Annotated in this window: 24 protein-coding genes; 10 read left to right on the top strand and 14 right to left on the bottom strand. The window is 54.0% G+C overall.

The window, feature by feature from the left end:
• Positions 1 to 110 precede the first annotated feature (110 nt).
• Positions 111 to 1,016, bottom strand: a complete 906-nt coding sequence (locus ACXI0A_RS03500) for a LysR family transcriptional regulator (RefSeq protein ID WP_224932248.1) — start codon at positions 1,014 to 1,016, stop codon at positions 111 to 113.
• A gap of 84 nt (positions 1,017 to 1,100) precedes the next feature.
• Here ACXI0A_RS03500 and ACXI0A_RS03495 point away from each other — a divergent pair, with 84 nt between their 5' ends.
• Positions 1,101 to 2,171, top strand: coding sequence for a tartrate dehydrogenase (locus ACXI0A_RS03495; protein ID WP_476150345.1), 1,071 nt, complete (start codon positions 1,101 to 1,103; stop codon positions 2,169 to 2,171).
• 102 nt (positions 2,172 to 2,273) lie between these two features.
• Entirely contained in the window at positions 2,274 to 2,756 is a 483-nt protein-coding gene (locus ACXI0A_RS03490; RefSeq protein ID WP_476150347.1) for a type VI secretion system tube protein TssD, read from the top strand.
• Positions 2,757 to 2,767: 11 nt separating this feature from the next.
• Here ACXI0A_RS03490 and ACXI0A_RS03485 read toward each other — a convergent pair whose 3' ends face one another.
• The 5 genes from ACXI0A_RS03485 to ACXI0A_RS03465 all read right to left on the bottom strand — a co-directional run bounded on the left by ACXI0A_RS03485 (position 2,768) and on the right by ACXI0A_RS03465 (position 6,779).
• The gene (locus ACXI0A_RS03485) at positions 2,768 to 3,040 is read right to left on the bottom strand and encodes a hypothetical protein (protein ID WP_476150349.1); all 273 of its coding nucleotides are present in this window, start codon (positions 3,038 to 3,040) and stop codon (positions 2,768 to 2,770) included.
• Positions 3,024 to 3,557, bottom strand: coding sequence for a tlde1 domain-containing protein (locus ACXI0A_RS03480; RefSeq protein ID WP_476150351.1), 534 nt, complete (start codon positions 3,555 to 3,557; stop codon positions 3,024 to 3,026). Before ACXI0A_RS03480 ends, ACXI0A_RS03485 begins: the two co-directional genes overlap by 17 nt.
• 132 nt (positions 3,558 to 3,689) lie before the next feature.
• Entirely contained in the window at positions 3,690 to 4,505 is an 816-nt protein-coding gene (locus tag ACXI0A_RS03475) for a carbohydrate ABC transporter permease (protein ID WP_224932241.1), read from the bottom strand.
• The gene (locus ACXI0A_RS03470; RefSeq protein ID WP_224932239.1) at positions 4,505 to 5,377 is read right to left on the bottom strand and encodes a carbohydrate ABC transporter permease; all 873 of its coding nucleotides are present in this window, start codon (positions 5,375 to 5,377) and stop codon (positions 4,505 to 4,507) included. The genes ACXI0A_RS03475 and ACXI0A_RS03470 overlap by 1 nt, the downstream gene beginning before the upstream one ends.
• Positions 5,378 to 5,435: 58 nt before the next feature.
• Positions 5,436 to 6,779 carry an extracellular solute-binding protein gene (locus ACXI0A_RS03465; protein ID WP_155288003.1) on the bottom strand — a complete coding sequence of 448 codons (1,344 nt, stop codon included), beginning with the start codon at positions 6,777 to 6,779 and terminating at the stop codon, positions 5,436 to 5,438.
• Positions 6,780 to 7,310: 531 nt separating this feature from the next.
• Between ACXI0A_RS03465 and ACXI0A_RS03460 the strand changes: the two genes are divergently transcribed.
• Positions 7,311 to 7,910: a GNAT family N-acetyltransferase gene (locus tag ACXI0A_RS03460; protein WP_476150354.1), complete on the top strand. Its 600-nt coding sequence runs from the start codon at positions 7,311 to 7,313 to the stop codon at positions 7,908 to 7,910.
• A gap of 13 nt (positions 7,911 to 7,923) precedes the next feature.
• Positions 7,924 to 9,015 carry a sn-glycerol-3-phosphate ABC transporter ATP-binding protein UgpC gene (locus ACXI0A_RS03455; RefSeq protein ID WP_476150356.1) on the top strand — a complete coding sequence of 364 codons (1,092 nt, stop codon included), beginning with the start codon at positions 7,924 to 7,926 and terminating at the stop codon, positions 9,013 to 9,015.
• A gap of 98 nt (positions 9,016 to 9,113) precedes the next feature.
• Here ACXI0A_RS03455 and ACXI0A_RS03450 read toward each other — a convergent pair whose 3' ends face one another.
• Together ACXI0A_RS03450 and ACXI0A_RS03445 are read right to left on the bottom strand one after the other, a co-directional pair.
• On the bottom strand, positions 9,114 to 10,235 hold the full coding sequence (locus tag ACXI0A_RS03450; RefSeq protein WP_476150357.1) for an ROK family protein: 1,122 nt from the start codon (positions 10,233 to 10,235) through the stop codon (positions 9,114 to 9,116).
• A 26-nt stretch (positions 10,236 to 10,261) separates the two neighbouring features.
• Positions 10,262 to 11,137 carry a BadF/BadG/BcrA/BcrD ATPase family protein gene (locus ACXI0A_RS03445; RefSeq protein WP_476150359.1) on the bottom strand — a complete coding sequence of 292 codons (876 nt, stop codon included), beginning with the start codon at positions 11,135 to 11,137 and terminating at the stop codon, positions 10,262 to 10,264.
• Between the two features lie 267 nt (positions 11,138 to 11,404).
• Here ACXI0A_RS03445 and ACXI0A_RS03440 point away from each other — a divergent pair, with 267 nt between their 5' ends.
• Positions 11,405 to 12,565: a Gfo/Idh/MocA family oxidoreductase gene (locus ACXI0A_RS03440; RefSeq protein ID WP_476150360.1), complete on the top strand. Its 1,161-nt coding sequence runs from the start codon at positions 11,405 to 11,407 to the stop codon at positions 12,563 to 12,565.
• Between the two features lie 101 nt (positions 12,566 to 12,666).
• Here the strand turns inward: ACXI0A_RS03440 and ACXI0A_RS03435 are convergent, their stop codons facing one another.
• Positions 12,667 to 13,905 (bottom strand): MFS transporter, encoded by a 1,239-nt coding sequence (locus tag ACXI0A_RS03435; RefSeq protein WP_224932229.1) that lies wholly within the window; start codon positions 13,903 to 13,905, stop codon positions 12,667 to 12,669.
• A 417-nt stretch (positions 13,906 to 14,322) separates the two neighbouring features.
• Here ACXI0A_RS03435 and ACXI0A_RS03430 point away from each other — a divergent pair, with 417 nt between their 5' ends.
• Positions 14,323 to 14,922 carry a hypothetical protein gene (locus ACXI0A_RS03430; RefSeq protein WP_476150363.1) on the top strand — a complete coding sequence of 200 codons (600 nt, stop codon included), beginning with the start codon at positions 14,323 to 14,325 and terminating at the stop codon, positions 14,920 to 14,922.
• A 283-nt stretch (positions 14,923 to 15,205) separates the two neighbouring features.
• Positions 15,206 to 17,596 (top strand): glucose/quinate/shikimate family membrane-bound PQQ-dependent dehydrogenase, encoded by a 2,391-nt coding sequence (locus tag ACXI0A_RS03425; protein ID WP_224932227.1) that lies wholly within the window; start codon positions 15,206 to 15,208, stop codon positions 17,594 to 17,596.
• Positions 17,597 to 17,738: 142 nt separating this feature from the next.
• Here the strand turns inward: ACXI0A_RS03425 and ACXI0A_RS03420 are convergent, their stop codons facing one another.
• The 3 genes from ACXI0A_RS03420 to ACXI0A_RS03410 form a co-directional block, all read right to left on the bottom strand.
• Complete coding sequence (locus ACXI0A_RS03420; protein WP_476150365.1) at positions 17,739 to 18,950, bottom strand: MFS transporter; 1,212 nt, start codon at positions 18,948 to 18,950, stop codon at positions 17,739 to 17,741.
• A 111-nt stretch (positions 18,951 to 19,061) separates the two neighbouring features.
• Entirely contained in the window at positions 19,062 to 19,952 is an 891-nt protein-coding gene (locus tag ACXI0A_RS03415) for a LysR substrate-binding domain-containing protein (protein WP_476150367.1), read from the bottom strand.
• 179 nt (positions 19,953 to 20,131) lie between these two features.
• Complete coding sequence (locus tag ACXI0A_RS03410) at positions 20,132 to 20,500, bottom strand: helix-turn-helix domain-containing protein (protein ID WP_034826803.1); 369 nt, start codon at positions 20,498 to 20,500, stop codon at positions 20,132 to 20,134.
• A gap of 166 nt (positions 20,501 to 20,666) precedes the next feature.
• Between ACXI0A_RS03410 and ACXI0A_RS03405 the strand changes: the two genes are divergently transcribed.
• The 3 genes from ACXI0A_RS03405 to ACXI0A_RS03395 all read left to right on the top strand — a co-directional run bounded on the left by ACXI0A_RS03405 (position 20,667) and on the right by ACXI0A_RS03395 (position 23,994).
• A complete protein-coding gene (locus ACXI0A_RS03405; RefSeq protein ID WP_034826805.1) occupies positions 20,667 to 21,326 on the top strand; it encodes a response regulator in 660 nt (219 codons plus the stop codon).
• Positions 21,323 to 22,681, top strand: coding sequence for a sensor histidine kinase (locus tag ACXI0A_RS03400; protein ID WP_224932223.1), 1,359 nt, complete (start codon positions 21,323 to 21,325; stop codon positions 22,679 to 22,681). The genes ACXI0A_RS03405 and ACXI0A_RS03400 overlap by 4 nt, the downstream gene beginning before the upstream one ends.
• 446 nt (positions 22,682 to 23,127) lie before the next feature.
• Positions 23,128 to 23,994, top strand: a complete 867-nt coding sequence (locus tag ACXI0A_RS03395) for a nucleoside-specific channel-forming protein Tsx (RefSeq protein WP_039335850.1) — start codon at positions 23,128 to 23,130, stop codon at positions 23,992 to 23,994.
• An 86-nt stretch (positions 23,995 to 24,080) separates the two neighbouring features.
• Here ACXI0A_RS03395 and yjdN read toward each other — a convergent pair whose 3' ends face one another.
• Together yjdN and ACXI0A_RS03385 are read right to left on the bottom strand one after the other, a co-directional pair.
• Positions 24,081 to 24,512: a VOC family metalloprotein YjdN gene (gene yjdN / locus ACXI0A_RS03390; protein ID WP_476150369.1), complete on the bottom strand. Its 432-nt coding sequence runs from the start codon at positions 24,510 to 24,512 to the stop codon at positions 24,081 to 24,083.
• 78 nt (positions 24,513 to 24,590) lie between these two features.
• The gene (locus ACXI0A_RS03385) at positions 24,591 to 25,493 is read right to left on the bottom strand and encodes a LysR family transcriptional regulator (RefSeq protein ID WP_224932219.1); all 903 of its coding nucleotides are present in this window, start codon (positions 25,491 to 25,493) and stop codon (positions 24,591 to 24,593) included.
• Between the last annotated feature and the right edge of the window lie 20 nt (positions 25,494 to 25,513).

The raw sequence follows: 25,513 nt of genomic DNA, 5'->3' as shown, positions 1-25,513 counted from the left end.
TGAATTCACGCATAAGCAGGGCAATTTATAGGCTAAACGGCAAATGATTTGTTTGATCATGCTCACAAACAGTCAATGATGATTATAAATAATCAAAAATCACTTAATAGTTACAAGGCGGACTGCAAAAAATCGACAAAGGCGCTAATGCGTGCGGGCAACTGACGCTGTGGCTGCCACACGGCAAAGATATCGCCATCCACCGTGCTCCATGCGGGCAGCACATGCAACAGTTCGCCACTTTCAATCATATGCTGCGCATCCCACCATGAGCGCAGCAGGATGCCGTGCCCGTCCATCGCCAGTTGCATCGCCACTTCACCATCGTTGGTGATCAGGCTGCCGTGCACCTTTTGCGTCAGTTGTTGCTCGCCGTTGCTTAAACGCCACAGGGCAAAGTCACTCTCATATTGCCGCAGTAAAATGCAGTTGTGTTGCGCCAGCGCAGCCACGCTGTCCGGCAAACCATGGCGCTCAGCGTATGCGGGCGCGCAGCATAACACGCGCGGATTGGTGCGTAACTTGCGCGCGATGAGACGGGCATCAGGCGGCTCGCCAATGCGGATATCAATGTCGATGTGGGAGTCGAGGAAATTGAGGGGCTGGCTGCTGAGCTGCAATGACAGCGAGACTTCCGGATGCAACGCGGCAAAGCGCGACACACAGGCCGCCACATGCCGGCGACCAAAGCCGAATGAGGCGTTGATGTTGAGCGAGCCACGCAGCACCGCGGCCTGACTGCTAACGGACTCTTCCAACTCCGCTAGTTGATCGAGCAACGGTCGCGCGCCTTCCAGATAGCGCTTACCCTCGGCGGTCAACTCCAGACGACGTGTTGTACGGCGCAACAGCTGCACGCCAAGTCGTTGCTCCAAATGGCTGAGGCGTTTACTCACTGCCGGCAGCGACAAGCCCAGTTCACGCGCCGCAGCGGTTAAACTTTCGAGTGCTGCAACGCGCACAAAGAAGGCCAGATCGTCAGTCGAAGTACGCGATTCTCTACTTTTATTCAACATTGGCTTGCCGCTCAGGCTAATTATTTCCCGGTAATGCATGGTTATACTGCGTTCAGAACATCAACAGCAACCTGCGAGAACCCTATGAGCGGCAAAACCTACAAAATCGCCGTCATCCCTGGCGATGGCATTGGCAAAGAAGTGATGCCTGAAGGCATCCGCGTGATGGATGCAGCGGCAAAGAAATTCGATATTTCTCTGGAATGGCAATGGTTTGACTTCGCCAGCGCCGAGTACTGGCAAGAGCACGGCAAGATGTTGCCGGATGACTGGTTCGCCACCCTGAGCCAGTTTGATGCCATCTATTTTGGCGCGGTAGGCTGGCCGGATGTGGTGCCGGATCACGTGTCGCTGTGGGGATCGCTGCTGCAGTTCCGCCGCGAATTTGATCAGTACGTCAACCTGCGCCCGGTGCGCCTGATGCCAGGCGTCAAAGCGCCGCTGGCGAATCGTCAGCCGGGCGATATCGATTTCTACGTGGTGCGCGAAAACACCGAGGGCGAGTATTCGTCGGTCGGCGGCACCATGTTCCCGGGCACCGACCGCGAAGTGGTGATTCAGGAAACGGTGATGACGCGCGTCGGCGTCGATCGCATCCTGAAATTTGCCTACGAATTAGCGCAGAAGCGTCCGAAGAAACACCTGACGTCTGCCACCAAATCCAACGGTATTGCCATCACTATGCCGTATTGGGACAGCCGCGTTGAAGCCATGGCTCCGAGCTACCCGGAAGTGAAAGTTGATAAGTATCATATCGATATTCTGACCGCGAACTTCGTGCTGCATCCGGATTGGTTTGATGTGGTGGTGGCCAGCAACCTGTTTGGCGACATCCTGTCAGATCTCGGTCCAGCCTGTACCGGCACCATTGGTATTGCGCCTTCCGCTAATATCAATCCGGAAGGGAAATTCCCTAGCCTGTTTGAGCCGGTGCACGGTTCAGCACCGGATATCGCGGGTAAAGGCGTGGCAAACCCGATTGGACAGATCTGGTGTGGCGCGATGATGCTGGAGCACCTCGGTTACACCGAAGCGGGTGCCGCCGTGCTGGATGCCATTGAGCGCACCCTGGCCGCCGGTAACAGCCTGACGCGCGACCTCGGCGGTAGCGCCTCAACGGAAGAATTGGGTGTGGCGATCGCGGCAGCGTTGTAAAAATTAAGTGTCAATAGAGATCACAATAACCACAAAATAAGCATGGGAAATGAATTTTATTGATGTACCTTATTTTCAGGACAACGGTAAAAAGGAAATAATATGCCTATCCCGGCTTATTTGTGGTTAAAGGATGATGGTGGAGCGATTATTAAAGGCTCCGTAGATGTAACAGCAAGAGAACACAGTATTGAAGTGCAAGGATTCTCTCATGGAGTCACTTTACCGGTTGATGGTGCTACGGGTAAGATTACGGGAACTCGTACACATATGCCGGTAAGTTTTGAAAAGGAATTCGATTCATCAAGCCCCTACCTCTATAAAGCTGTCACATCAGGGCAGACTTTAAATTCAGCAGAATTTAAATGGTACTGTATTAGTGATGCAGGACAAGAGGTCGAATACTTCAATATGCTTTTTGAAGGTGTCAAAATTGTTTCCGTAATTCCTGGCATGGCAAATATAAAAGCGAACAGTCATCAAACTAACCATGTCGAATCCGTTGCGATGATGTATGAAAAAGTCACATGGAGATATTGTGATGGCAATGTACAGCACACTGATGCATGGAATGAACGAAACTAATCAATCCCTGATCAATGACGCTTTTTGAAAACCTTTATCAGATAAAGCGTGAGTGCTAAAAGACTCGCGCTTTCAATAACAGATGAAGCAATAATCAATTGACCGTAAAACCCCTCCGCATCACCCAAACCATATGCATAGGTAAAGTCAACAAATGCAGACTGATTTTCATTAAGAAAGGCGAAACCTATTGAATGATTAATAGGAATGAGTATAAAAAAAACCAAGAAGAAAAATGCAATTTTTAGTGGGAATCTGATACCAGAACTATACGCTACAGGCATCTGAAACACTCCCATCAATGACCTCAATTGTCCCATAAGAATAGAAACTGGTGCCTGGGATGTTTTTATTCCCATAAGTGTAAGTCATCAATGCCTGACGGATTTTAAGAAAATTACTACGATACTGTAAGGTAATACAACCTTGTGATATTCCAGCAGGGCCAATTGGATGAAGACGAAAGTTACCGCGTTTAATACCTTCAGTAAACGTATAATCGTCAATGAGTGCGTCATGGCGAAAAAGTCCAAACCATTCTGCATGAACAACAGGTGAACTTCCCGGCCATGACCAAAATTCTCGGCTCATATTATATAACATACTCTTCACGCCATTCGTTGGTCGTTTGACGATGTAATACAGACCTAAGGGTAAAGGCCCATTAAATGGAACGGATGCACATGCCGGGCGATTGCGATAATGATTATTGCCCGAGAAAGCCATGAAATGGCCAATTCCCGGTAATATGAGTGGAGAGAACTGAGTACCCGTAAGAATAAACTTTCCATTAATAGCCATGTAATTTCCTCCTGAAATTAACCATGGCACAATAACCATAAACTGTTTATGGGTGTTAATTAAATATCCCAGGATTGTCCAACACTGTGCATTCCATCACAGGTTGCAATCCAGACGCCCCAAAGGGTGCCCCTACTTCACCGCCCCTTCCGTCACTCCGCTGATAAATTTGCGCTGGAACACCAGGAACACCACTACCAGCGGCATGATCACAATCATCGCGCCCGCCATCAGCACTGGAATATCAATGGTGTTTTTGTTTTGGAAGAACATCATGCCGATTGGCAGGGTACGCAGTTCATCCTTGTTCACCAGAATCAGCGGAATCAGGAACTCATTCCACGTCCAGATAAACAGCAGCAGCGCCAGTGTTGATAGAGTCGGCCAGATGGCGGGCACCAGAATGCCCCACAGGATTTTGCGCCGGGATGCGCCATCCATCACCGAGGCTTCCACCAGTTCGCGTGGCACCTGTTGGAGTGCGGTGGCAATCATCAGCGTGGTAAATGGCAGCGATAAAGCAATCTGCGGCAGAATTAGCGCCAGATAAGTATTCGTCAGTCCCATCCAACGCAGTTCATGGTAGAGCGGAATAATAAAAGCCTCGCTCGGCAGCACCATGCCCAGGCCCAGCATCGCGGCTATCAGCTTCTTACCGGGGATTTTCAGCCAGGCAAAGCCAAATCCCGCCAGGATCCCTAACAAAATGCTGCTGATCACCACCGGAATCACCACCAGCACCGAGTTCATAAAGTAGACGTTGAAGTGCCCCTGCTGCCAGGCCGTCACGTAGTTTTTGAAGTTCAGCGATGAAGGCAGCGTGAACACGCCCTGAAACAGCTCCATCTGGGTTTTGAACGAGGTCATCAGCGCCATTAAAAACGGCAGGATGGTCATCAGCGCGACAATCCAAATCAGCGCGCGTGAGACAACAGGCGTACCGCGCATCAGTGACGCTCCCGAATAGCAAAATGAATACAGGCGTTGATCATCAGCACAATCAACATACTGAACACGGCGACCGCAGACGCGTAGCCAAAGTAATGCAGGTCAAAGCCCTGCTTATACATAAAGATGTTGGTCACCATGGTCGAGGTGCCCGGCCCGCCTTGCGTCATGACATACACCAGGTCGAAGGCCTTCAGGCTGGCAATCACCGTCAGCAGCAGCGCAATGCGCAATTCCGGACGCAGCGAGGGCAGCGTGATACGCATGAATTTCTGACGCCGTGATGAACCATCCAAATCGGCGGCTTCTAACAGCGAGGGATCCATACGCTGCAATCCGGCCATAAACAGCACCAGACAGAATCCAAAGAAATACCAGGTCGCGACAAAACCCACGGCCGGTAACGCCCAGGTGAAATCGCCTAACCAGGAGAGCGCCAGCTGTGGCAATCCGATGGCGCGCAGGAACTGATCGATAGGACCAAACGCTGGGTTATACAGCCAGCGCCACACTACGCCAAGAACCGCCATCGGCATGATGTAGGGCAGGAAAAACAGAATACGCAATACGCTGCGCTCTTTACCGTTGCGCGTGTCATACAGGAAGCTGCACAACAGCAGACCGACGCCAATCGGCAGCAAGGTGTAAAACAGCATCAGCAGCGCATTGTTACCCAGCGCCACCCAGAACACTGGATCCTGGAACATGCGCACATAGTTGCTGATACCGGTGAAAATCGGCAAGGAGGTGCCATCCCACTCGGTGAAACTGATACCGAGTGAGGCCAGCAGCGGCAGGAGTAAAAACACCGCGTAAACCAATACGGCAGGCAGAAGATAGAGCGCATTGCGCCAGGCAGATTTGTTCAGCATAACCTTACTCGCTTGCAGGCTAATTCACGGCCCGGCATCATCGCCGGGCCGGACGTCATCAGTGCTTCAGGGTTTTCAGGTAGCGTTGATAGTTATTGTCGAAATTGGTGACCATCTGCTCCGGCGTCTGTCGTCCTGCCAGCAACAGCTGCACGTTCTGATTCAGCTCGGCATTCATGGTCGGCGTGGCCCAGTCCAGATAATGGCCGAGGCCATCATGCTCGTTGAGGGTTACCCAAACCTGATATGTCTCTGCCAGCAGGGGATTATCCGCCGGGATCTGTGCATTCTTGCTGGTGCCCGCCGGCAGGAAGCCCACTTTCAACCAGCGGTTAGCCATCTCGTCGGAAACGATGTAGTCGATAAATTTGGCAGCCGCATCCTGCTGCTCTTTGGTTTTCGCGGTGTTGGTGATCGAGAACGCCAGATCGGTACCGCCCACCATTAGCGCATGTTGCACGCCCTCACCCATCGGCATCGCCGCGAAGTGCACATCTTTATTGTCTTTGAACTGGCCGAGATACCAGGTGCCGCTCACCAGGAACGCGGCCTGACCATTCTGGAACAGCGTGGCCGCATCATCATGACCAATGCCTTCGAAGCCGGGGAAGAAGTAGCCTTTGTCTTTCCAGCTCTTCATCATGCTCGCCGCTTTCACCAGCTTGTCGTCTTTGAAGGTGCCGCCCACGTCGTAAATCAGATCGTCGAGGGCTTTGCGATCTTTACTCTCAATCTGTGCTTCCCACACCGTACTCAGCAGCTGCTGGCCCATGTTGCCGTCCAGCAGGCCGAGCATCATCGGCGGCGTACCCGCGGCTTTTAGTTTCTCCATTGCCGCTTCCAGTTCAGGCAGGGTTTTCGGTACCGCGACACCCGCTTTGTCCAGCAGCGCCTTGTTGTAATACAGCCCCACCATTTCACCGAGACTCGCCACGCCATACAGCTTGCCGCTGCCAAAGTCTTGTTTATCAGACCAGCGGTTACGCTTGAGGATCGAATCCGGGAAGCGCGTGGTCCAGCCGTAGGTTTTGGCATAATCGTCCAGCGGCCACAGCAGTTTGTCTTTCACCAGCGAACCCATATCACCACCGCCCTGATTGACCTGCGCGATTTGCGGGCCATCACCGGCGGTCAGCGCCAGCTTCAGAGGAATACGCGTGTCTTCAAAGGAGTGCACCGAGCGCTGGATGGTAATGCCGGGATTCTTTTGCTGGAACGCTTTAACCGCTTCATCCACGGCTTCGGTTTGCTGCGGATAGTTATAAATATCCCATTCGTTCAGCGTGACCGCTTGTGCCGTTGCCATGGTCGCACCGAGCAAAATCCCGGCTGAAACCAGACGCGACACACTGCGCAGTGAGCTTTTCATACGGGACGGACGTTTGGTTGAATCACACATCATGCTCGGTTTCTCCAACAGATGACTGGCTTCCCTTCATCGCGACACCTGCATGTCCTGGCAGGTTGATTCAGCAGCAGTAATAACGACGTTAATTCATACTTACTTTATGCACAAAAGAAAGTCAAACACCCTCACTGCGGAATTTTTGCTCTGTGATACAGTGCAAATTGTGAGAAGAAAGGCAGGCTATACAGCAGAGAATCCTGCCTGACAACCGCTGAAGCGCACACCATAAGAAGACCCACCCCTACAGCCAGCACAAATCACTCACGCCGTTCACCTGCATTAACCCACTGACAGACCATATGAAAATTCTATACTTATTGAGAGATGTGAGAGGCCTGTGCGACATAATCATCCCAGAACACAGGCACCACAGGCTCTGCGCCGCTTTACGGGGTCGTTCACGCCATCGCCCGCCCTCAGGATTTACCTCCGTGTTGTGCGGTAGCGCAATTATTACACCTTGAAAACTAAGTCAGCTTTATTTACCGTAAAATCTGTTCATCTCATGACCACAGAGGCACCACCATGACGGCTAAAGGTGTTATTCGCCGCGCCAGCGAGAGCGATTTTCCGGCCCTGTCGCGCATCTGCTTAGAAACAGCCAATGCGGGCAATGACGCCACCGCGCTCTATTCCGACCCGGCACTGCCCGGCCTGCGCTTTGTCATTCCCTACGCGCGCTTTGCGCCTGACTTTGCTTATGCCCTTGAAATAGAGGGTGAAGTGATGGGTTATGCGGTGGCAGCACCGGATACACGCGCCTTCGAAGCAGAGTTGGATGCGCAGTGGTGGCCGCCACTGCAACAGCAATATCGCGATTACACGCCGCGAGCCCCCCTCGACAGTAAAGTGCTGGATGGCATCCTCCAGCCGGATACCGCTGCGGAACAACTGGTGGCGCAATGGCCTGCACATCTGCACATCAATCTGCTGCCGCCAGCGCAACAGGGCGGCTGGGGACGAAAACTGATTGAGCAGTTGCTGCAGGATCTGCGTGCCGCTGGCGTGCCGGGTGTTTATCTGGGCGTAAGCCTGCAAAACGAGAAGGTGTGCGGCTTTTATCAACGTCTCGGTTTCACGCCCATTATGCGCAGCAACGCCATCTACATGGGCCAACTACTCTGATTGAGGCATCACCATGACCAGCCTGCATCTGCAAAGCGTTAAAAAGTCCTACGACCATGTGAATGTGATCCACGGTATCGATCTCACCATTAACAGCGGCGAGTTCGTGGTGTTTGTCGGCCCTTCCGGCTGCGGTAAATCGACGCTGCTGCGCATGATTGCCGGGCTGGAGGAGATCAGTGACGGCAAGCTGTTGATTGAAGGCGCAGACATGACGCACCAGCCCGCTACCGAGCGCGGCATTGCCATGGTATTTCAGTCCTATGCGCTCTATCCGAATATGACGGTGCGCGGCAATCTGGCTTACCCGCTGGAAGTAATGAAGAAATCCAAAGCGGAGATTGAAACGGCCATCAACCAAACTGCTGCGCGACTGCATCTGACGGAACTGCTGGATCGCCTGCCACGTGCGCTCTCCGGCGGCCAGCGCCAGCGTGTGGCCATTGGCCGCGCCATCATCCGCCATCCCCGCATTTTCCTGTTTGATGAACCCCTTTCCAATCTGGATGCTGAGCTGCGGTTACAGATGCGCATTGAGATTGCTCGCCTGCATGCCTCATTGGGCAACACCATGATTTATGTCACGCACGACCAGCTGGAAGCGATGACGCTGGCCGATCGCATCGTGGTACTTCGTCAGGGAAAAATTGAGCAGGTGGGTGCACCGATGTCGCTGTATCACGATCCCGACAATCTGTTTGTCGCCGGGTTTATCGGTTCTCCTAAGATGAACTTCCTGCAGGCGGAAATCGCCACGGTCTCGCCGGGTGCCGTGCAGTTGCGCGTTCCTGCATTGGGCATCCACACTCTGACCATGAAGATCGATGCAGCCTGTCACGAAGGACAAAAAGTCACGTTGGGAATTCGGCCTGAGCATTTCTCTCCGGCCAACGAGGATGACGCTACGCTGAGCTTTAGCGCCGACTTGTCATTCAGCGAGATGCTGGGGCACACCAACTATCTTTACCTGGATATCGGTGAGGAGAAGTTATTGGTGATTGAGGAGCGCAACGCGGCAGAACATGAGATTGGCGACCGCGTCAGTTATCAGATTAATGCTGAGCGCGGAATGTTGTTTGATGAACAGGGATTGCGCCTGCGTTAGGCGCCTGAACGAAGAGAGCGCCGTAGTTATGCTACGGCGCTCTGTTATAACGAGTGAACAACGTCGATGCAGATCGCGCCACTACATAGATTGCTGCTTTAAGACTCCGTCTCTTCATCCGCCTGCGCCGCCAGCAAATCCAACAGCTTGTTCACCGCAAAACCTGCCGCGCCCTGTGCCCACATGCGATTCGACTCGGTGAGGAACTGCAGCGGCGTCATCTGCGGCGTGATCTTCAGGCGATAGGTCTGGAAACTCTGGGTGATGTGGTCGAGCAGTATGCGCGAGGCCATCTGCGGCTCCATCGCCAGATAAACCACGTCAGGATCGTAAGCCACCGACAGATTCGCCAGCGACATGCCCAGATGCTGCCCGGCTTCCGCCAGCGCGCTCAGCACTTCAGGTGTGGGCTGGTTATCCAGATCGCGCAATGTCTGCGGCAACGCCTCTTTCAGTGAAACCGCCACACGCTGCAAAATCGCCTGAGACGAGGCCACATCTTCCAGCAATCGCTCTGATCCATCACCAAGCAATGACACGCCAATCTCACCGGCTTTACCATGACGGCCGCGATAGAGCTGGCGATCCAGCAAGATTCCGGCGCCAATACCTTTGCCAAAGGTAGCGATCACCGCTGACTGCGCATGACCCAACTGACCAAATACCAGCGCGGCCATGGCTAACGCATTGGCATCGTTTTCAATAAATACCGGCAGCGAAAAACGATCTTCCAGCAGGCGGGCAATCGGCACGTTGTTCCAGCCCAGCGCGCGTGACAGCACGCATACCCCGTTACTGGCATCCACCAGACCCGAGAGTGCCAGCCCAATGGCACCGACTTTCTTCCCTTCCACGCCACGCAAAAACTTCGCCAGCGCATCACCCAGTTGCTTGGGGGTCATCGCGCCTGAAGGGATTTGCTGTTCGCCGATGATATTGCCACTCAGATCGGTTAAGACGATCAGGTTGCGTTCAGCATTGAGCTGAATGCCCACCACGCTGGCGTGATCCGGGTTGAGGCCGAGCAGGGTTTTTGGCCGCCCCATCGAGACGCGACGCAGCCCCAGCTCCTGCACAATGCCGCCGGACAGCAAACGATTAGTGGCCTGCGATACCGTGGACATGCTCAGGCCGCTGCGGACTTTGAGGTCAGACTGGCTGATCGGCGCATTTTCGACAATCAGCCGCAAAATGCGTGCAGTTACGTTGGGAGCGCTCATGGATCTCTTTTTTAAGTTGGAAGAGGCTAAGCCGGTTGTTGACTGAACTGGCTGGCAAGGCGCAGTGCGCCGCTTAAGGCATCGCCCTGCGGCGGCACAAGCTGTGCAGCAATCTCCGCGGGTAACCAGGGTTGAATCGGCACCGCGAGTCCTCCCATCAGTGCCAGCTTGCCGTGGCTGCGTGCCAGCAATGGCTGCACCATCTGCACGATATCGGCAGCGGCCTGCTGTACCAGCGCAATGCCATGGGGATCGCCCTGCTGCGCAGCGGCAAAGACTTCAGGTACCACACTGCCCCACTCGGCGGGCGTGGCCTGCTGTGACCAGATCAACATCTGCTCTGGGCTGTTTTGATGCAACGCCATAATACGTTCGGTCAGTGCCGAGGCAGGCACGATAGCTTCGTGCGCCAGCAGCGCCAAGCGCCGTGCACGGCGTCCAAGGATGGCTCCCGAACCGGCATCTGACAGGGCAAAACCCCAGCCGCCCAGCAGCGTAAACTGCGCGCCGTCCCAGGCTGCTCCCTGGCTGCCCGTCCCGACGATCAACACCGCGCCTGGTGCACCATCGTGCGCACCCGCACAGGCGATCTCAACATCGGTAAACAGATAGCGTCCCTGACAGCGTGGCTGCCAGTTTTGCAGCCGCGTGTGCACCGATGCCACATTTGCGCCTGCTAAACCCGCCACCAGCAAGGTGCGGTCGCGCGCATCGGCAGCCAGCCCCGCTTGTTGAAAGAGTGTGCCGATGACCGATTCAATAGCGGTGATGGCGGCATCATACTGCGACCAGACATTGGCGGGCCCGCCCGTCGCTTCCGCCAGCACGCGGCCGGCGCTGTCCGTCAGCCGTCCGCGACAGTGCGTACCACCGCCATCAATTCCCAGCAAAAGTGATTGCACGCGCTTCCTCCTGCCTGCCACGAACGGCATGATACTTATAGATGTGCGAAAGATAGGGGAAAAAAACTTAAATCGCAATCATAAATAAATACGCATTCCGTATAGCTAATTAATATCTAACAAAAACATAAATATAACCTAAAACGCCGATTTGAGATCGGCGTTACGGATTGACATTAGTTTTTCTGTCGTAATAAGTTAACGGTCAGATTATCAGCAGCCTGATGGGTCGGGCAGCTAACAAGCAACGGGCTTCAGGGGTACAACATGAAAGTGGGCATTATTGGTCTGGGCTTTCGTCTTTCCCATGTGGTGAAAGAGTTCAACAAAGCTGACACAGAGTTCTCCGTGGTAGGTTACGTCGATCCAGCTCCCGCTGGCTTGCCAAATCTTCACACCTTTGGCATTGATGCCGGAAAGGCGTTCGATAGCGTGGATGCGCTGCTCCAGCACGGTGGTTTCGATCTGCTGCTGGTGGGGTCACCCAACTTTATGCACCTTGAGCATATTCGTCAGGGGCTGGCCGCTGGTTACACCGTGTTTACCGAGAAACCGGTGGTGATCAATGAAGAACAAACCATAGCGATGGCGCAACTGGTTCAACAATATGGGCATGAGCGCATTCTGGTCGGCTTAGTTTTGCGCTACTCACCGCTGTATCACGATCTGTTGAGCGCACGCGATGAAAATCGTCTCGGTGAAATCACCTCAATCGAAGCCACTGAACACATCAAGCCCTATCACGGCGCTTTCTTCCAGCGCGACTGGCGACGTCTGGAAAAATACGCCGGTCCTTACATTCTGGAAAAATGCTGCCACGACATCGATCTTTATCAGGGATTAATCGGTGAACGCCCGGTGCGCGTGGCCAGCTTTGGTGGACGTAAGAACTTCACGCCGCAGCATGCACCCACCGGCGCTGTCACGCCGCAATCGGAGGTGTATCACGTTAAGCCCAGCGGCTGGTCGAGCACTGATGCGGTGTTTGACGGCGACGCCGATATCGTCGATTACCAGACGGCGCTGATCGAATACGCCAATGGCGCAACGCTCGCCTTCCACGCCAACCTCAACGTACCGGATGAATTTCGTCGTTTCTGCGTGATGGGCACCGACGGCATGGCCGAGGGCGACTTTGTGCGTAACTACTTCCGTGTGCACAACGCCCGCACTGGCGAGCGTGAAGTCGATACCACTTACAGCGGTAATGCCTATGACGGCCACTATGGTGCCGATGCGTTGATGGCCGAAGAGATCGTCAAGCACATTAAACAGGGAACGCCACTGAAAGTTTCTGTGGTGGATGCACTGGAAGCGGGTTTGACCGCGATTAAAATCGATGAAGCACGAAAATCGAAAACCGTGGTGGATATGACGGTTAGCTGGAAACAATTTGACGCCAGCCTGGGGAAAACCGCGACCGTTTAAGGTCAACCTCCCCGCGCAGATCCCCCTTTGCGCGGGACTTTTCATGGCAGTGCAGAGTGGTGACACCATTAACCGGCCCGCGAGCCGGTTTTTGTTGGCGTTTATCCTGCGTTTTCGTTCTCCAGCTTCTGCCGCTTGCGCAGATGCGGGAAAATCGTCATCCAGACTGCCACCACCACCAGCGTGCCAATACCGCCGAGCGCGGCCGCAGGCACCGCCCCCATCCACGCGGCCAGCATGCCTGACTCAAACTCGCCAAGCTGATTTGAGGTGTTAATAAAGATGGCGTTGACCGCATTCACGCGACCGCGCATATCATCCGGCGTATCCAGCTGCACCAGCGCGCCACGAATCACCATGCTCACCATATCGAATCCGCCCAGTGCGGCCAGCGCCAGCAAAGAGAGCCACAATTGCGTTGAGAGCGCGAACACCAGTGTGGCGACCCCAAAGCCCGCCACAGAACCAAACATAATCATGCCGACGTGTTTTTCCAGCTTGTGACGGCTGAGCCACACGCCAACAATTAGCGCCCCCACCGAGGGCGCACCGCGCAGCATCCCCAATCCCCAGGGGCCGGTATGCAGAATATCCTGCGCAAAGATCGGCAGCAGCGCGGTGGCGCCCCCCAGCAAGACGGCGAAGAGATCGAGTGAAATCACACCGAGCACATCTTTGCGCTCACGAATAAAACGCACACCTGCAAACATGGTGGTGAGATTCATCGGCATGCGCGTTTGGGGCGGGCGTTCATAACGAAGGCGGCTGACCAGCACCAGAGAGAAGAGATAAAACAGTGCGGAAACGCCGTACACCACCTCGGGACCGGCCACATACAGCAGGCCACCTAAGGTAGGGCCAACGATCACTGCTGCCTGGCCGCCCACTGAACTCGCCGCCATGGCACGCGCGAGGATTGGCGGAGGCACCAGCGCAGGCAGCATCGATGTGATCGACGGCCACTCCAGCGCTTTGGCCACGGAGATCAGAAACACCAATCCCCAAATTTCAATTTTATCCGCCCAGTGCATGAGCGTCAGTGCCACCAGGCCAAGCAGGGCCAGCCATTCAATGAATTGCCCTATCAGCACAATGCGGCGACGATCAAACTGATCGGCCAGATGGCCGGCCGGCAGGGCCAGCAATACGGAAGGCAGGAACTGCATCAAGCCAATCATCCCCAACGCCATGGCGCTGTGGGTGATGGCGTAGATTTGCCAGCTCACTGCCACGGAGAACATCTGGAAACCAAACGATGAACAGGTGCGTGCCAGCCAGAAGGCGACAAACGACCTGTGCCGCAACAGAGAATCTTCTGCTGCGGATAACTGTGAACCCATATTTTATCCCATCCTAAATCAGCATCCGGCCAGCGTCATTGCACCAGCCTGGTGAAAAGCCGTTGAACGGCTCTCATTATCATTTTCCGGCCACAGAGTGCGACATCTGACGGGCGCAAGCAATGGCTAGCCGTGCGCTTTAAAAACAGTTGCTTATCTGGAATTTAACTAAGCATAGAGTTCTGAATATTAGCAGACTGATTGTTTTCATCTGAAAATATCCGAATCATTCCAGAAGTTCCAATAACGCATTATTAAATGCATTTATTAGTCACCTTATCTCTCTATCAGTGACAGCTAAAAAAGGTGATCTTAACGAACAATTCGATCTATATTGGGAGCGTAAAGATCACAGCAACCTTGCCGTTCTTATAATAATTAAGACGTTCCAGTTAATTAATTTATTCATAGAGATAAATGGAAAACAGTTCATATAATCCTTATGTTACTGAGCGTATCCGTCGTCTCGACGGGGCACTGATGGGCGTGTGTTATTCAGCACCCTTTATGCATTGTGAACAGGAAAGCGCAGCATTACTTAATGGAAGCAACATAATTTCGCTGCACAATCAGTTGCCCGATACGCCCGAACAAATAATTATCCCTTTGATGGGAAATAGCCTTGCGCGCTTTTTACAGGCGCCCGAAAATTATCCCAGCCTGCAAACGGAAAATGTGTCTCTTGCTATCAATTACGCCAGTTTAGTGAAGGATGAAGCGGCATTACGAGCAGCCGCACAACATCATAGATTCTGGCTATATGATTTGGCTCCGCCAGGCACTTGCTGGAAGAATATTGCTTCATTTCCCTTCAGGGGAATTGTTCTTAACGATCAATTTTTTCATGATAATTATCTCAAGTTCAGCTTTCCATTTCTGCTCGGCTCCTGTCGTGAAAGAGAAGCAGAAGTGATATTACGTACCCCACACTTGCCTCTACCCCAATCGGTCTATGAAGATCTGCAACTTTCAGGCTGGCAGGAACAACGTACTGATAGCCCATTGTTTGGAGTGTAAACGCTTACACAAAACTCCGCCTCTTGCCGTTATGACCCGATCTCTTCGGGCATAACGCCATAATTCCCTCATAAAATGTCGATCTACTACCATTCCATAAGTGCAAAGCACTAAAAAAATCAAACCCGTTAACGTTTTTAAGATAAAATTTAACGCAAAGGGATCATCTGGCGTAACGGAAGCGCTGCGGTCGAACATTTTAAGTCACTTCGTACTCTATGTCGGAAAACATCCTAATGCGTTGTTTTCTTTTAAGTTTATGGCAAAGAAAGAGGTTAATATTATGGGGAAAGCTTCCTCATCTTTTGGCGTGATTCGCTTTTTGACGGTGCTGTTCGCACTGCTCACAGGCGCATTTATGCTGGTAGGCGGTGTATGGCTAGCCGCAATTGGTGGTTCCTGGTACTACGTTATTGGCGGTGTGATTATGTTGATCACCGCTGTTCTGCTGTGGCGCCGTAGCGGTGCAGCGATCATGCTGTATGCACTGTTGCTGTTGGCAACGCTGGTGTGGGGCGTATGGGAAGTCGGCTTCGACTTCTGGGCGCTGGCACCACGTACCGATGTGCTGGTGATCTTCGGCATCTGGCTGATTCTGCCGTTTGTGTATCGCGGTCTGAACCACGCAGGAAAAGGTGCATTGGGTCTGATGGCCGTTGCCCTGATTGCCAGCGTGCTGGTGCTGGCGTGGGCAGTGTTCCACGATCCGCAAGAGCTGAATGGTGAAATTCCTGCGGCGGCTGATAATGCTCCGCAAGCGCAGCCACTGAGCAACATCAAGGATGCCGACTGGCCTGCGTACGCGCGTGACCAGCAAGGTACCCGCTTCTCTCCACTGAAGCAGATCAACAGCGGTAATGTGAAAGAGTTGCAGGTTGCCTGGCAGTTCCAGACGGGCGATCTGAAAACCCCGAACGACCCAGGTGAAATCACCGACGAAGTGACGCCGATCAAAATCCGCGACACCTTGTATCTCTGCTCACCGCACCAGATTCTGTTTGCTCTGGATGCAAAAACCGGTAAGCAGAAGTGGAAATTTGATCCGGGCTTAAAACCGAACCCAACCTTCCAGCATGTGACCTGTCGTGGTGTTTCTTATCATGAAATGCCAGCTGCGGCGGATGCGTCTAACACCCAGCCTGCGCTGTGTTCACGTCGCATTTATCTGCCAGTGAACGACGGTCGTCTGTTCGCGCTGGATGCTGAAACCGGTGAACGTTGTGCCGCCTTCGGTAACAACGGTGAGCTGGATCTGCAGCACAAACAGCCGGTGCTGACCCCAGGTCAGTATGAGCCGACTTCACCACCGATCATCACGGATACCACTATCGTGATTGCCGGTGCGGTCACCGATAACTACTCTACCCGTGAACCGTCTGGTGCTATTCGTGGCTTTGATGTGAACACCGGTAAACTGCTGTGGGTGTTCGATCCGGGCGCGAAAGATCCAAATGCGATTCCAGATGATGAACACACCTTCACCATGAACTCGCCGAATTCCTGGGCACCGGCGGTCTACGATCCGAAACTGGATACCGTATTCCTGCCAATGGGCGTCACGACTCCAGACATCTGGGGTGGTAACCGTACGCCTGACCAGGAACGTTTCGCGAGCAGCGTACTGGCCCTGAACGCCACCACCGGCAAGCTGGTGTGGTCGTATCAGACTGTGCATCACGATCTGTGGGATATGGACCTGCCGTCACAACCGACGCTGGCCGATATCACTGACAAAGATGGCAACACCGTTCCGGTGATTTATGCCCCGGCGAAAACCGGTAACATCTTTGTACTGGATCGTCGTACCGGTAAGCCGGTTGTCCCGGCTCCGGAAACGCCAGTGCCACAGGGTGCCGCGAAAGGTGACCACGTTTCTCCGACTCAGCCGTACTCCGAACTGACCTTCCGTCCGAAGAACAATCTGACGGACAAGGATATGTGGGGCGCGACCATGTTCGACCAACTGGTGTGCCGCGTAATCTTTAAGCGTCTGCGCTACGAAGGTCCGTTCACGCCACCGTCTGAGCAAGGTACGCTGGTGTTCCCTGGCAACCTCGGTATGTTCGAGTGGGGCGGTATCGCGGTGGATCCACATCGTCAAATCGCGATTGCTAACCCAATGGCGTTGCCGTTTGTCTCTAAACTGGTGCCACGCGGTCCGGGTAACCCGATCGAGCCACCAGCCGATGACAAAGGTGGTTCAGGTACCGAAACCGGTATCCAGCCACAGTACGGTGTACCTTACGGCGTTGAGCTGAATCCGTTCCTGTCTCCGTTGGGTCTGCCATGTAAACAACCGGCCTGGGGCTATGTCTCAGCGGTTGACCTGAAGACTAACGAAACCGTGTGGAAAAAACGTATCGGTACCGTTCGCGACAGCGCACCGGTTCCAGTACCGTTCAAAATGGGTATGCCTATGCTGGGCGGCCCAATTACCACTGCCGGTAACGTGTTCTTCATTGGTGCGACGGCGGATAACTATCTGCGCGGATTTGACACCAACACCGGTGAACTGCTGTGGCAGGCACGTCTGCCAGCGGGCGGTCAGGCAACACCGATGACCTATGAAGTGGATGGCAAGCAGTACGTTGTCATCGCTGCGGGTGGTCACGGTTCGTTTGGCACCAAGCTGGGCGATTATGTGATTGCCTACGCACTGCCAGACGCTAAATAAGCTTCTGGTTTGAGGTGACAAAGGCGGGCTGCGAAGCCCGCCTTTTTTATAGTCTCACTACCGGAATAGCTTTCCCTTCCCAATGTATTGCGTAGTCATGAAGACGCTTTATGGGCTGTTCGAAGCACACTGCATTGCGTCGCTACCGCTTCTTTAACACTCGCGCATTTAACAGCGCGCACAGCGCCATGATCACACAGGTCGCGAGAAATACCGGCTGCATGCCGAATGCGCCGCCAACAAAACCGCCAAACAGCGGGCCCGATACCTGTCCGACATACTGCGCCGAGGTCGAATAGCCCAGCATCTTGCCCACCTGCCCCTGCGGCACGTTGTGGCGAATCAGCGCTGTGACACAGGGCATCAAGCCGCCCAATGCCATCCCCATCAGAAAACGCAGCACCACTAATTGCCAGGCCTCAGTGATAAACGCCTGTGGGATTAACAGCACAGCACAGGTCATTAATCCATACACCAGCACGCGGCCATGCCCTACCCGATCCGCCAGACGGCCCAAACGCGGCGCAGAGAGAATACTGCCTAGCGCCGCCGCCGCCATCACCACACCCGCCGTCACAGTAATCGCATGATCACCCTGCACAAATTGCCCGATATACAGCGTGATGATCGGCTCAATCGACATATTGGCAAAAATCAGCAACATGCCTGACAGCCACATCAGCCGTACCAGTGGCAGATTGATCGGCTTTTCATTCTCATCATGCGCTTGCGCCGCCTTTTTGCCCGGCTGACGCGGCGCTTCTTTTAACAAGAAAGTCGTGGCAAGGAAGGCGAGGAAAATTACGGCGCCGGTCAGCCAGAAAGTGTGGCGAATGCCAATCAGCGGTGGCAATACTCCACCCAGCAAGGGCCCTACCACGTTGCCCGCCATAATGCCGGAAGACAACACGCCCAGTGCCCAGCCAGTTTGCTCTTTAGGGGTTTGAGCCGCGACCATAATGGTCGATCCCGATGCATAACCGCCCAGCAATCCTGCCAATAAACGCAGCGCCACCAGTTGCCACGGCGCAGTCGCCATGCCAATCAGCGACATGGCGATCGCCATCCCAAGGCTGGCACGGATCAACATCAGTTTGCGTCCATAGCGATCGGCCAACTTGCCCCACAGCGGTGCCGTCAGCGCGGCGCTCAGAAAGGTGGCGCCATACGCCGCGCCCGACCAGCGCGCAATCGCTGCGGGTTCCTGCACGCCGAGTTGCTGCACGTAGAGTGGCAGAAACGGCAGCAGCAGCGTCATCGCCACAATGGTGCTGAACGAACCCAGCACGCAGACAAATAAATTACGCTTCCAGTGTTGCTGCTCAGGCGCCAACACGGTTGATGATTGCGACATAGTGATTTCCCTGTTTTTGCTTTTTTAGCAGGCTAACAGCGGTGCACCGCAGAAAACAGGGTAAGACGGATATTTGCCCACCAGCGCAGTATTGTTGCCAGATAACAACAGTCAGCTGTCGCTTAGCGCATTAATCAGTGCATCACACAGTAGCGTCACGGGGGATGAAGGGTGCGGTTGCTCTTTGAGGAGCAGATAGCTGTGTAAACGATCCATTTGCCACTCGGGTAACACCTGTTTTATTTCACCGCGTCCCAGCGCTTCTTGCGTCATATAGGCGGGCAGATAAGCGATACCGGTTCCCGCCAGCGCCGCGTTTAGCAGCGCCATGCTGTTGTTAGCACGGAAACGGCTGTGCACATCCAGCGCCAGCCGCTGTTTATCGCGACGAAACGGCAGTGCGGCAGTGTGTGCGGGGCCGTGGAACAGCAACAAATCATGCCGCGTCAGGCGCTCTGGATGATCAATGGCAGGATGCGCCGCCAGATATTCTGGCGTGGCGTACAAGCCCCATTCAATGGTGCTCAGTTCCCGATAATTCACCACTTCCGGCGCGCGCGCACGAATGACAATCGCCACATCCGCGCTGGGTTGCGGATCGTCACTGGTGGTGAGTTCGAGATCAACGTTGATATGAATATGGCGGCGAATAAAGTCATTGAGAGTTGGCACCACGCACTGGCAGCCAAACGTAATCGGTGCCTGCAAGCGCACGTTGCCCGCGGGTAGTTGATGGACCTGCTGCACGAAAGCATCGGCGCGATGCATCTCCTCCAGCATGCGGGTACAAAACGGGTAGTAAGCCTGACCCAGTTCCGTCAGCGCAACCTTACGCGTGGTGCGTTGCAGCAGTTTGATGCCGAGCCGCACTTCCAGCCGGGCGATTTCGCGACTGACATGCGATTTGGAAACACCGAGAGTGCGTGCGGCTTCACTGAAACTTTGCCGCTCAACGACGCGCGCAAACAGCATCATAGCGGTGAGATTGTCGCTGTTGTCCATGTTCTCTGATGGTTAACAAACTGAGAACAGCAGCTTAAAAGTAAAAGCAGCAATAAGCACCGAATTTAATCAGCGCACATTGCGGAGCGGCGTAATTTATCGCGTAAGTCCTTAGCGATCCAATGCGCAATAAATTGCGCCGCTACGTGTTCTGCTCTGGTCAACCTCAACGTTATTAATCAACTGGCCACCGCCAGAGGGAATAGCAAACGCTCTTGCTCAACGCGGCGCTGACGACGCAATTGGCCCGGCGTGACGCTGAAATAGTTTTTGAAGGTACGCGTATAAGCCTGCTGCGTATCAAACCCGTAGCTCATCGCCACCTGCAAAATCGCTTCATCACTGTTAATCAGCGTGAGCGCTGACTCGGTCAAGCGGCGCTGGCGGATGTACTCTGCCAGAGAAAAGCCAGTGTGCTGACGGAACAGACGTTGCAGGTGCCAGCGGGAGTATCCCGAACGGCGTGCTACTTCATCCAGATGCAAATCGTGACCTAAGTTGTCTTCAATCCAGTCCAGCAAACTACGGATAAATTCGCGCTGATTCATGGGAACCTCCTGCTTCGACAATATGTCCAGTGCAGTCACTGTAGCGCGTTAAATTTATCCCTTAATTAGCAGAAAATTAGCGCAGAATTAGCAAGGGGGGAAAACGGGTGTAATTGTGCGCTAAGAATTGAGGGTTACACTGCGTCCATCAGTTTGGGAGAACACTATGCGTGTGCTGCTGGTAGAAGATGATGAAATGATTGGCGCCAACTTGCAGCAGGCGCTGGAAGCGGCGGGCTGGTCGGTGGACTGGGTACGCGATGGCGTATTTGCCACCAATGCCTGGGCCGAAGGCGGTTATACCTGCGTGCTGCTCGATCTCGGTTTACCGCGTGAAGATGGTATTCACGTGTTAAAGCGTGCGCGTACGCGTGGCGACATGACGCCCGTACTGGTGCTGACCGCGCGTGACACGGTGCAACAACGCATTCAGGGGCTGGACAGCGGTGCCGATGACTATTTGCTTAAACCCTTTGATCTGCAAGAGGTACTGGCGCGGATGCGTGCAATCACCCGACGTCGTCACGGAGCGGCGGATTCCCTGTTAGGCAGTGGCGATGTGCAGCTGGATATGATGACGCGCGAAGTACTGTATAAAGGCCAGCGTGAACAACTCACCGCACGCGAATATGCCCTGCTCTACGCTCTGCTGGAGCGACCGGGAGCCATCCTGTCACGCGAACAATTAGAGAACCGCATTTACGGCTGGGGTGAAGAAGTCACCAGCAACGCCGTTGATGTGCTGATCCACGGCATGCGCCGCAAGCTCGATAACGAAGTGATTCGCAACGTGCGCGGTTTGGGCTGGCGAGTACCGGCAATATGAAACCTTTCACTTTTATGCGCTCCCTGCGTAACAAACTGCTCGCTACCCTGGTGCTGCTGCATCTGGCGATGATTGGCGGCGTCACCTGGTATTTCTACCACTGTTATGGCGACATGATGGGCACCATGAAGGACGATCAGCTCGCCAAGATCGCCGATGCCTGGTCCTCAAGCCAGCGTATGCCCGCGCTGATGCCAATGGTGATGCAGCAAGAGAAGCTGAAGAGCACCTACATCGTTCAGCTGTGGGACACCAATAATCAGCTGCGCGCCAGCTCCTGGCCCGCCTTACAGGCGCCACTGCAGGCGAAAAAAGGTTGGTCCGATCTTAAAGTCGGTGACTGTGGGGACGATTGTGACTGGCGCGTCTACACCCGGCCCGGTGAGTTGGGCAGTGAAATCGGCAATATTCAGGTACTGCACAACATCGGCTACATGAAGAGTTTGATGGTGAAGCGGGTGCTGTCCGCCATCATTCCCTTAATGCTGATGATGCCGCTCTCACTGCTGGTGATCTGGTTGGTGGTACGCGCCATCACGCGAGATTTACGCGTTGCCTCGCGCCAGATTGCGGCTCAGGAGACCATGCATCCGCACGCGGTGTCACCAAATGGCCTGCCGGATGAAGTGCTGCCGCTGGTCGATGCTTATAACTCACTGCTGGATAAACTCCGCGCGGCCTGGTCATCGCAGCGACAGTTCCTTGAAGATGCGGCGCACGAGTTACGCACGCCGGTCACAGCCGTCACCTTACAGCTTGAAAATCTGCGCCAGCATATTCAGCCAGGTGAAGCCAGCCGCCAGTTCGATCAACTGGAAGCGGGCGTCACGCGTACGCGCCATTTGGTGACGCAGTTGCTGAATATCTCGCGCCAGGAAGATCAGTCGGTGGTGGCAACGGTGGAAACTATCCAGCTCGATGATTTGCTAAAAGAGAGCATCGAGCAGTTGATGGTGGTCGCGGATAAGCGCGGCATTGATATCGGTTTTAACGGCACCACGCACTACCGCCTGCACGCCAGCCGTTCCGATTTGCGGAGCCTGTTCGATAACCTGATCGGCAACGCAATGCTGCACACGCCGGAAGGCAGCCTGGTGGATGTGCTATTGCATCGCGTGGGCAATCACACCGTGGTGGATATTGTCGATAACGGGCCAGGCATGCCGGAGTCCTTTATTGAACGCGCGTTTGACCGCTTCACCCGCTCGCCAGATGTTCAGGCGCAAGGCAGCGGTTTGGGTCTGTCAATTGTGCGCAGCGTAGCGCAAAAGCATCAGATGCAGGTCGCGCTGTCGAACTGCCATAACGCCCAGGGGCAAATTTCCGGCCTGCAGGTGCGTGTTACCTTGCCATGACCAACGTGCCGCTACCGCCTTGAATATCAAGTGCGGTAGCGGCACAACGTATTGCGTCTTTTGCTCTTCAAAATCGCCATACCCAATAAACCACACATTTTCCACCGTCAAATCCCAAAGGCGCACGATGAATCGTGCCGCTACCTTCTTTTTCTGCATCTGCCATCTTTGCGGTTGTTCGCGACAACGTAAACGGTTGCGGGGTTCCGTTCGCCACACGGCATTTATGTGATCACAGTCACATTTTTAGTGAATCAAAATGCAACACTTTTTGACAAACGTGATCAAAATCTATTTCCTATCGCTCTGTTACAGGCACATTACGCACACTTGAAAATTCGGCGATTTAGACCGGTTAAAAAACAACTCACGGCCCATCCCCTGGGATCGCTTTCACTCGATCGCGACGCATCTGCGGCGATCACTAGCATGTGGTTAATAAAATAATGAAATTTAAAGCATTGATAGCAGGGGCCTTACTGGCCAGCAGCTGGACCGGCGCGGCACAAGCGGCAGACAGCGATCCGCAGTATCTTTCCGACTGGTGGCACCAGAGCGTTAACGTGGTGGGCAGCTATCACACCCGTTTCGGTCCACAGTTCAACAATGACGTGTATCTCGAATACGAAGCCTTTGCCAAAAAAGACTGGTTCGATTTCTACGGCTATGCGGATTTGACCAACTTCTTTGGCGCGGGTAACAGCAACGCCAACGGTATTTTCGACCACGGTTCGCCGCTGTTCATGGAAATTGAGCCGCGTTTCTCGATTGATAAACTGACCGGCACCAGCCTGGCATTTGGTCCGTTTAAAGAGTGGTACTTCGCGAACAACTACATCTATGACATGGGTCGTAACGCTTCTCAGCGTCAGAACACCTGGTACATGGGTCTGGGTACCGACATTGATACCCACAGCGATATCGGCCTGTCACTGAACGTGTATGCCAAATACCAGTGGCAGAACTACGGTGCAGCAAACGAAAACAGCTGGGATGGCTATCGCTTCAAGGTGAAATACTTTGTGCCGATTACCGATCTGTGGGGCGGCAAGCTGAGCTATATCGGCTTCACCAACTTCGACTGGGGTTCTGATCTGCGCGACGAGACCGGTCCATCACGCACCAGCAACTCTATCGCGTCCAGCCACATTCTGTCGCTGAACTACGATCACTGGCACGTTTCTACCGTGGCACGTTATTTCCACAATGGCGGTCAGTGGGCGGATGGGCAGGAGCTGAACTTCGGCAATGGTCCGTTTGAAGTGAAATCAACGGGCTGGGGTTACTACCTGGTCGTGGGTTACAACTTCTAATTCGTATAAATACCAGGTCGCCATCAATGGCGACCCTACCTTGTAGGGTACGCATTTATGCGTACCTGGTCACAAACTGCTCCGGTTTAAATCTGCGGCTTGTACGCATTTACCATCCACGGCACGCCGAACTTATCGGTAAACATGCCGAAACCGTGCGCCCAGAACGTCGGTTCCCACTTTTTCGTCACCTCTCCGCCTGCGGATAACGCATCAAACCAACGCTTGCCCTGCGCCTCATCCGGCGTCGATAAACTCACGGAAAAACCGGCATAACTTGCCTGCTGTGCACCATCGCTCATCATCAATTCACCCTGCCCGATGCGCAGATGGGCATGCATGATCTGTTCAGGCGAGAAGGTCACGCCAGAGGGGCAGCCTTCATCTTCGACGGTAGTTTCATCAGGCATATCGCCAAAGGTCATTTTAAACAGTAGTTCGCCGTCGGTGGCCGCGAGATAGAAGGCGATCGCCTCTTCACAGCGACCGTTGTAAAAAACATAGGGAGTAATTTGCATGGTCAGTTCTCCACAATTGGAACGTCCAGTGCAAGTGTAGTGCGCAATAATTAATCAGCTGCGAGCCAGGCCGCACTCTTACCTTTGTTGACAATAGCGGCGGAACAGTTGGGCCATGTAAGCACTCATTGGCGTCAGCGCGGTGTCTTTTCGCTGGATCAAATAGAAGGTGGCTTTGGGTAGCGGATCGTCAAGATCGAGGGCAATCAATTGCCCACCGTGCGTCGGATCCTCGATCACGTCACGCGAGATGATGCTGACAAAATCACTCTTTGCCACCAGGCTGGTGCAGGCCATAAAGGTTTCGCAGGTCACGACGATCTTCGGTGCCATGCCGCGTTCTCCAAACAGATCGTGCAGCAACCGATAATAACTGCCCTGCGGTGTCGGCATCGTCCAGTCGCAATGCTGCAACTCATTCAGTGAGCGGGCATGCGCCATCGGATGGCCTTTACGCATCACGACCTGATAGTCACGCTCCATTAGCCGCTCAAAAATCAGCTCCTGATCCAGATGATGTTGATCGTAAGTATTAATGGTGAAATCCAGCGCGCCCTGCCGCAGTTCATGCACCATCGACACCAACTGCCCCTCAACAATACGCACCTTCACCAGCGGATATTCTCGATGAAACTGAGTGATCACCTGCGGCATGATGGTGCGCGCAATACTGCCGCCCACGCCGATATTGACCCGGCCACCCGCCAGGCCTAAGCGCTGCTGAATATCTTCCTGCGCCACGCGTAACTCTTCCAGCACCAGACTGGCATGACGGAAAAAGTTATCACCAATGTCAGTGAGCGTGACGCCCTGCTGACGACGTTCGAACAAACGCGCGCCGAGCGCCAGCTCCAGTTCCTGAATCGCTTTGGTCAGTGCAGGTTGTGAAAGTCCCGATAAGCGGCTGGCAGCGCGAATGCTGCCCTGACGCGCCACATCGACAAAGGCGCGCAGTTGATGAAGTTTGAGGTTGGCAGCCATGATTTTTGTGATAACCGTTG

The sequence above is a fragment of the Pantoea sp. C1E2 genome, assembly GCF_056491465.1.
Note: the sequence above shows the minus strand (reverse complement) of the source record. Positions and strands in the feature narration are given on the sequence as shown.

Excerpts from the sequence above, each read along its gene's own strand:
- ACXI0A_RS03500 (WP_224932248.1), bottom strand. The coding sequence starts at position 1,016 with ATGTTGAATAAAAGTAGAGAATCGCGTACTTCGACTGACGATCTGGCC.
- ACXI0A_RS03495 (WP_476150345.1), top strand. The coding sequence starts at position 1,101 with ATGAGCGGCAAAACCTACAAAATCGCCGTCATCCCTGGCGATGGCATT.
- ACXI0A_RS03490 (WP_476150347.1), top strand. The coding sequence starts at position 2,274 with ATGCCTATCCCGGCTTATTTGTGGTTAAAGGATGATGGTGGAGCGATT.
- ACXI0A_RS03485 (WP_476150349.1), bottom strand. The coding sequence starts at position 3,040 with ATGCCTGTAGCGTATAGTTCTGGTATCAGATTCCCACTAAAAATTGCA.
- ACXI0A_RS03480 (WP_476150351.1), bottom strand. The coding sequence starts at position 3,557 with ATGGCTATTAATGGAAAGTTTATTCTTACGGGTACTCAGTTCTCTCCA.
- ACXI0A_RS03475 (WP_224932241.1), bottom strand. The coding sequence starts at position 4,505 with ATGCGCGGTACGCCTGTTGTCTCACGCGCGCTGATTTGGATTGTCGCG.
- ACXI0A_RS03470 (WP_224932239.1), bottom strand. The coding sequence starts at position 5,377 with ATGCTGAACAAATCTGCCTGGCGCAATGCGCTCTATCTTCTGCCTGCC.
- ACXI0A_RS03465 (WP_155288003.1), bottom strand. The coding sequence starts at position 6,779 with ATGATGTGTGATTCAACCAAACGTCCGTCCCGTATGAAAAGCTCACTG.
- ACXI0A_RS03460 (WP_476150354.1), top strand. The coding sequence starts at position 7,311 with ATGACGGCTAAAGGTGTTATTCGCCGCGCCAGCGAGAGCGATTTTCCG.
- ACXI0A_RS03455 (WP_476150356.1), top strand. The coding sequence starts at position 7,924 with ATGACCAGCCTGCATCTGCAAAGCGTTAAAAAGTCCTACGACCATGTG.
- ACXI0A_RS03450 (WP_476150357.1), bottom strand. The coding sequence starts at position 10,235 with ATGAGCGCTCCCAACGTAACTGCACGCATTTTGCGGCTGATTGTCGAA.
- ACXI0A_RS03440 (WP_476150360.1), top strand. The coding sequence starts at position 11,405 with ATGAAAGTGGGCATTATTGGTCTGGGCTTTCGTCTTTCCCATGTGGTG.
- ACXI0A_RS03435 (WP_224932229.1), bottom strand. The coding sequence starts at position 13,905 with ATGGGTTCACAGTTATCCGCAGCAGAAGATTCTCTGTTGCGGCACAGG.
- ACXI0A_RS03430 (WP_476150363.1), top strand. The coding sequence starts at position 14,323 with ATGGAAAACAGTTCATATAATCCTTATGTTACTGAGCGTATCCGTCGT.
- ACXI0A_RS03425 (WP_224932227.1), top strand. The coding sequence starts at position 15,206 with ATGGGGAAAGCTTCCTCATCTTTTGGCGTGATTCGCTTTTTGACGGTG.
- ACXI0A_RS03420 (WP_476150365.1), bottom strand. The coding sequence starts at position 18,950 with ATGTCGCAATCATCAACCGTGTTGGCGCCTGAGCAGCAACACTGGAAG.
- ACXI0A_RS03415 (WP_476150367.1), bottom strand. The coding sequence starts at position 19,952 with ATGGACAACAGCGACAATCTCACCGCTATGATGCTGTTTGCGCGCGTC.
- ACXI0A_RS03410 (WP_034826803.1), bottom strand. The coding sequence starts at position 20,500 with ATGAATCAGCGCGAATTTATCCGTAGTTTGCTGGACTGGATTGAAGAC.
- ACXI0A_RS03405 (WP_034826805.1), top strand. The coding sequence starts at position 20,667 with ATGCGTGTGCTGCTGGTAGAAGATGATGAAATGATTGGCGCCAACTTG.
- ACXI0A_RS03400 (WP_224932223.1), top strand. The coding sequence starts at position 21,323 with ATGAAACCTTTCACTTTTATGCGCTCCCTGCGTAACAAACTGCTCGCT.
- ACXI0A_RS03395 (WP_039335850.1), top strand. The coding sequence starts at position 23,128 with ATGAAATTTAAAGCATTGATAGCAGGGGCCTTACTGGCCAGCAGCTGG.
- yjdN (WP_476150369.1), bottom strand. The coding sequence starts at position 24,512 with ATGCAAATTACTCCCTATGTTTTTTACAACGGTCGCTGTGAAGAGGCG.
- ACXI0A_RS03385 (WP_224932219.1), bottom strand. The coding sequence starts at position 25,493 with ATGGCTGCCAACCTCAAACTTCATCAACTGCGCGCCTTTGTCGATGTG.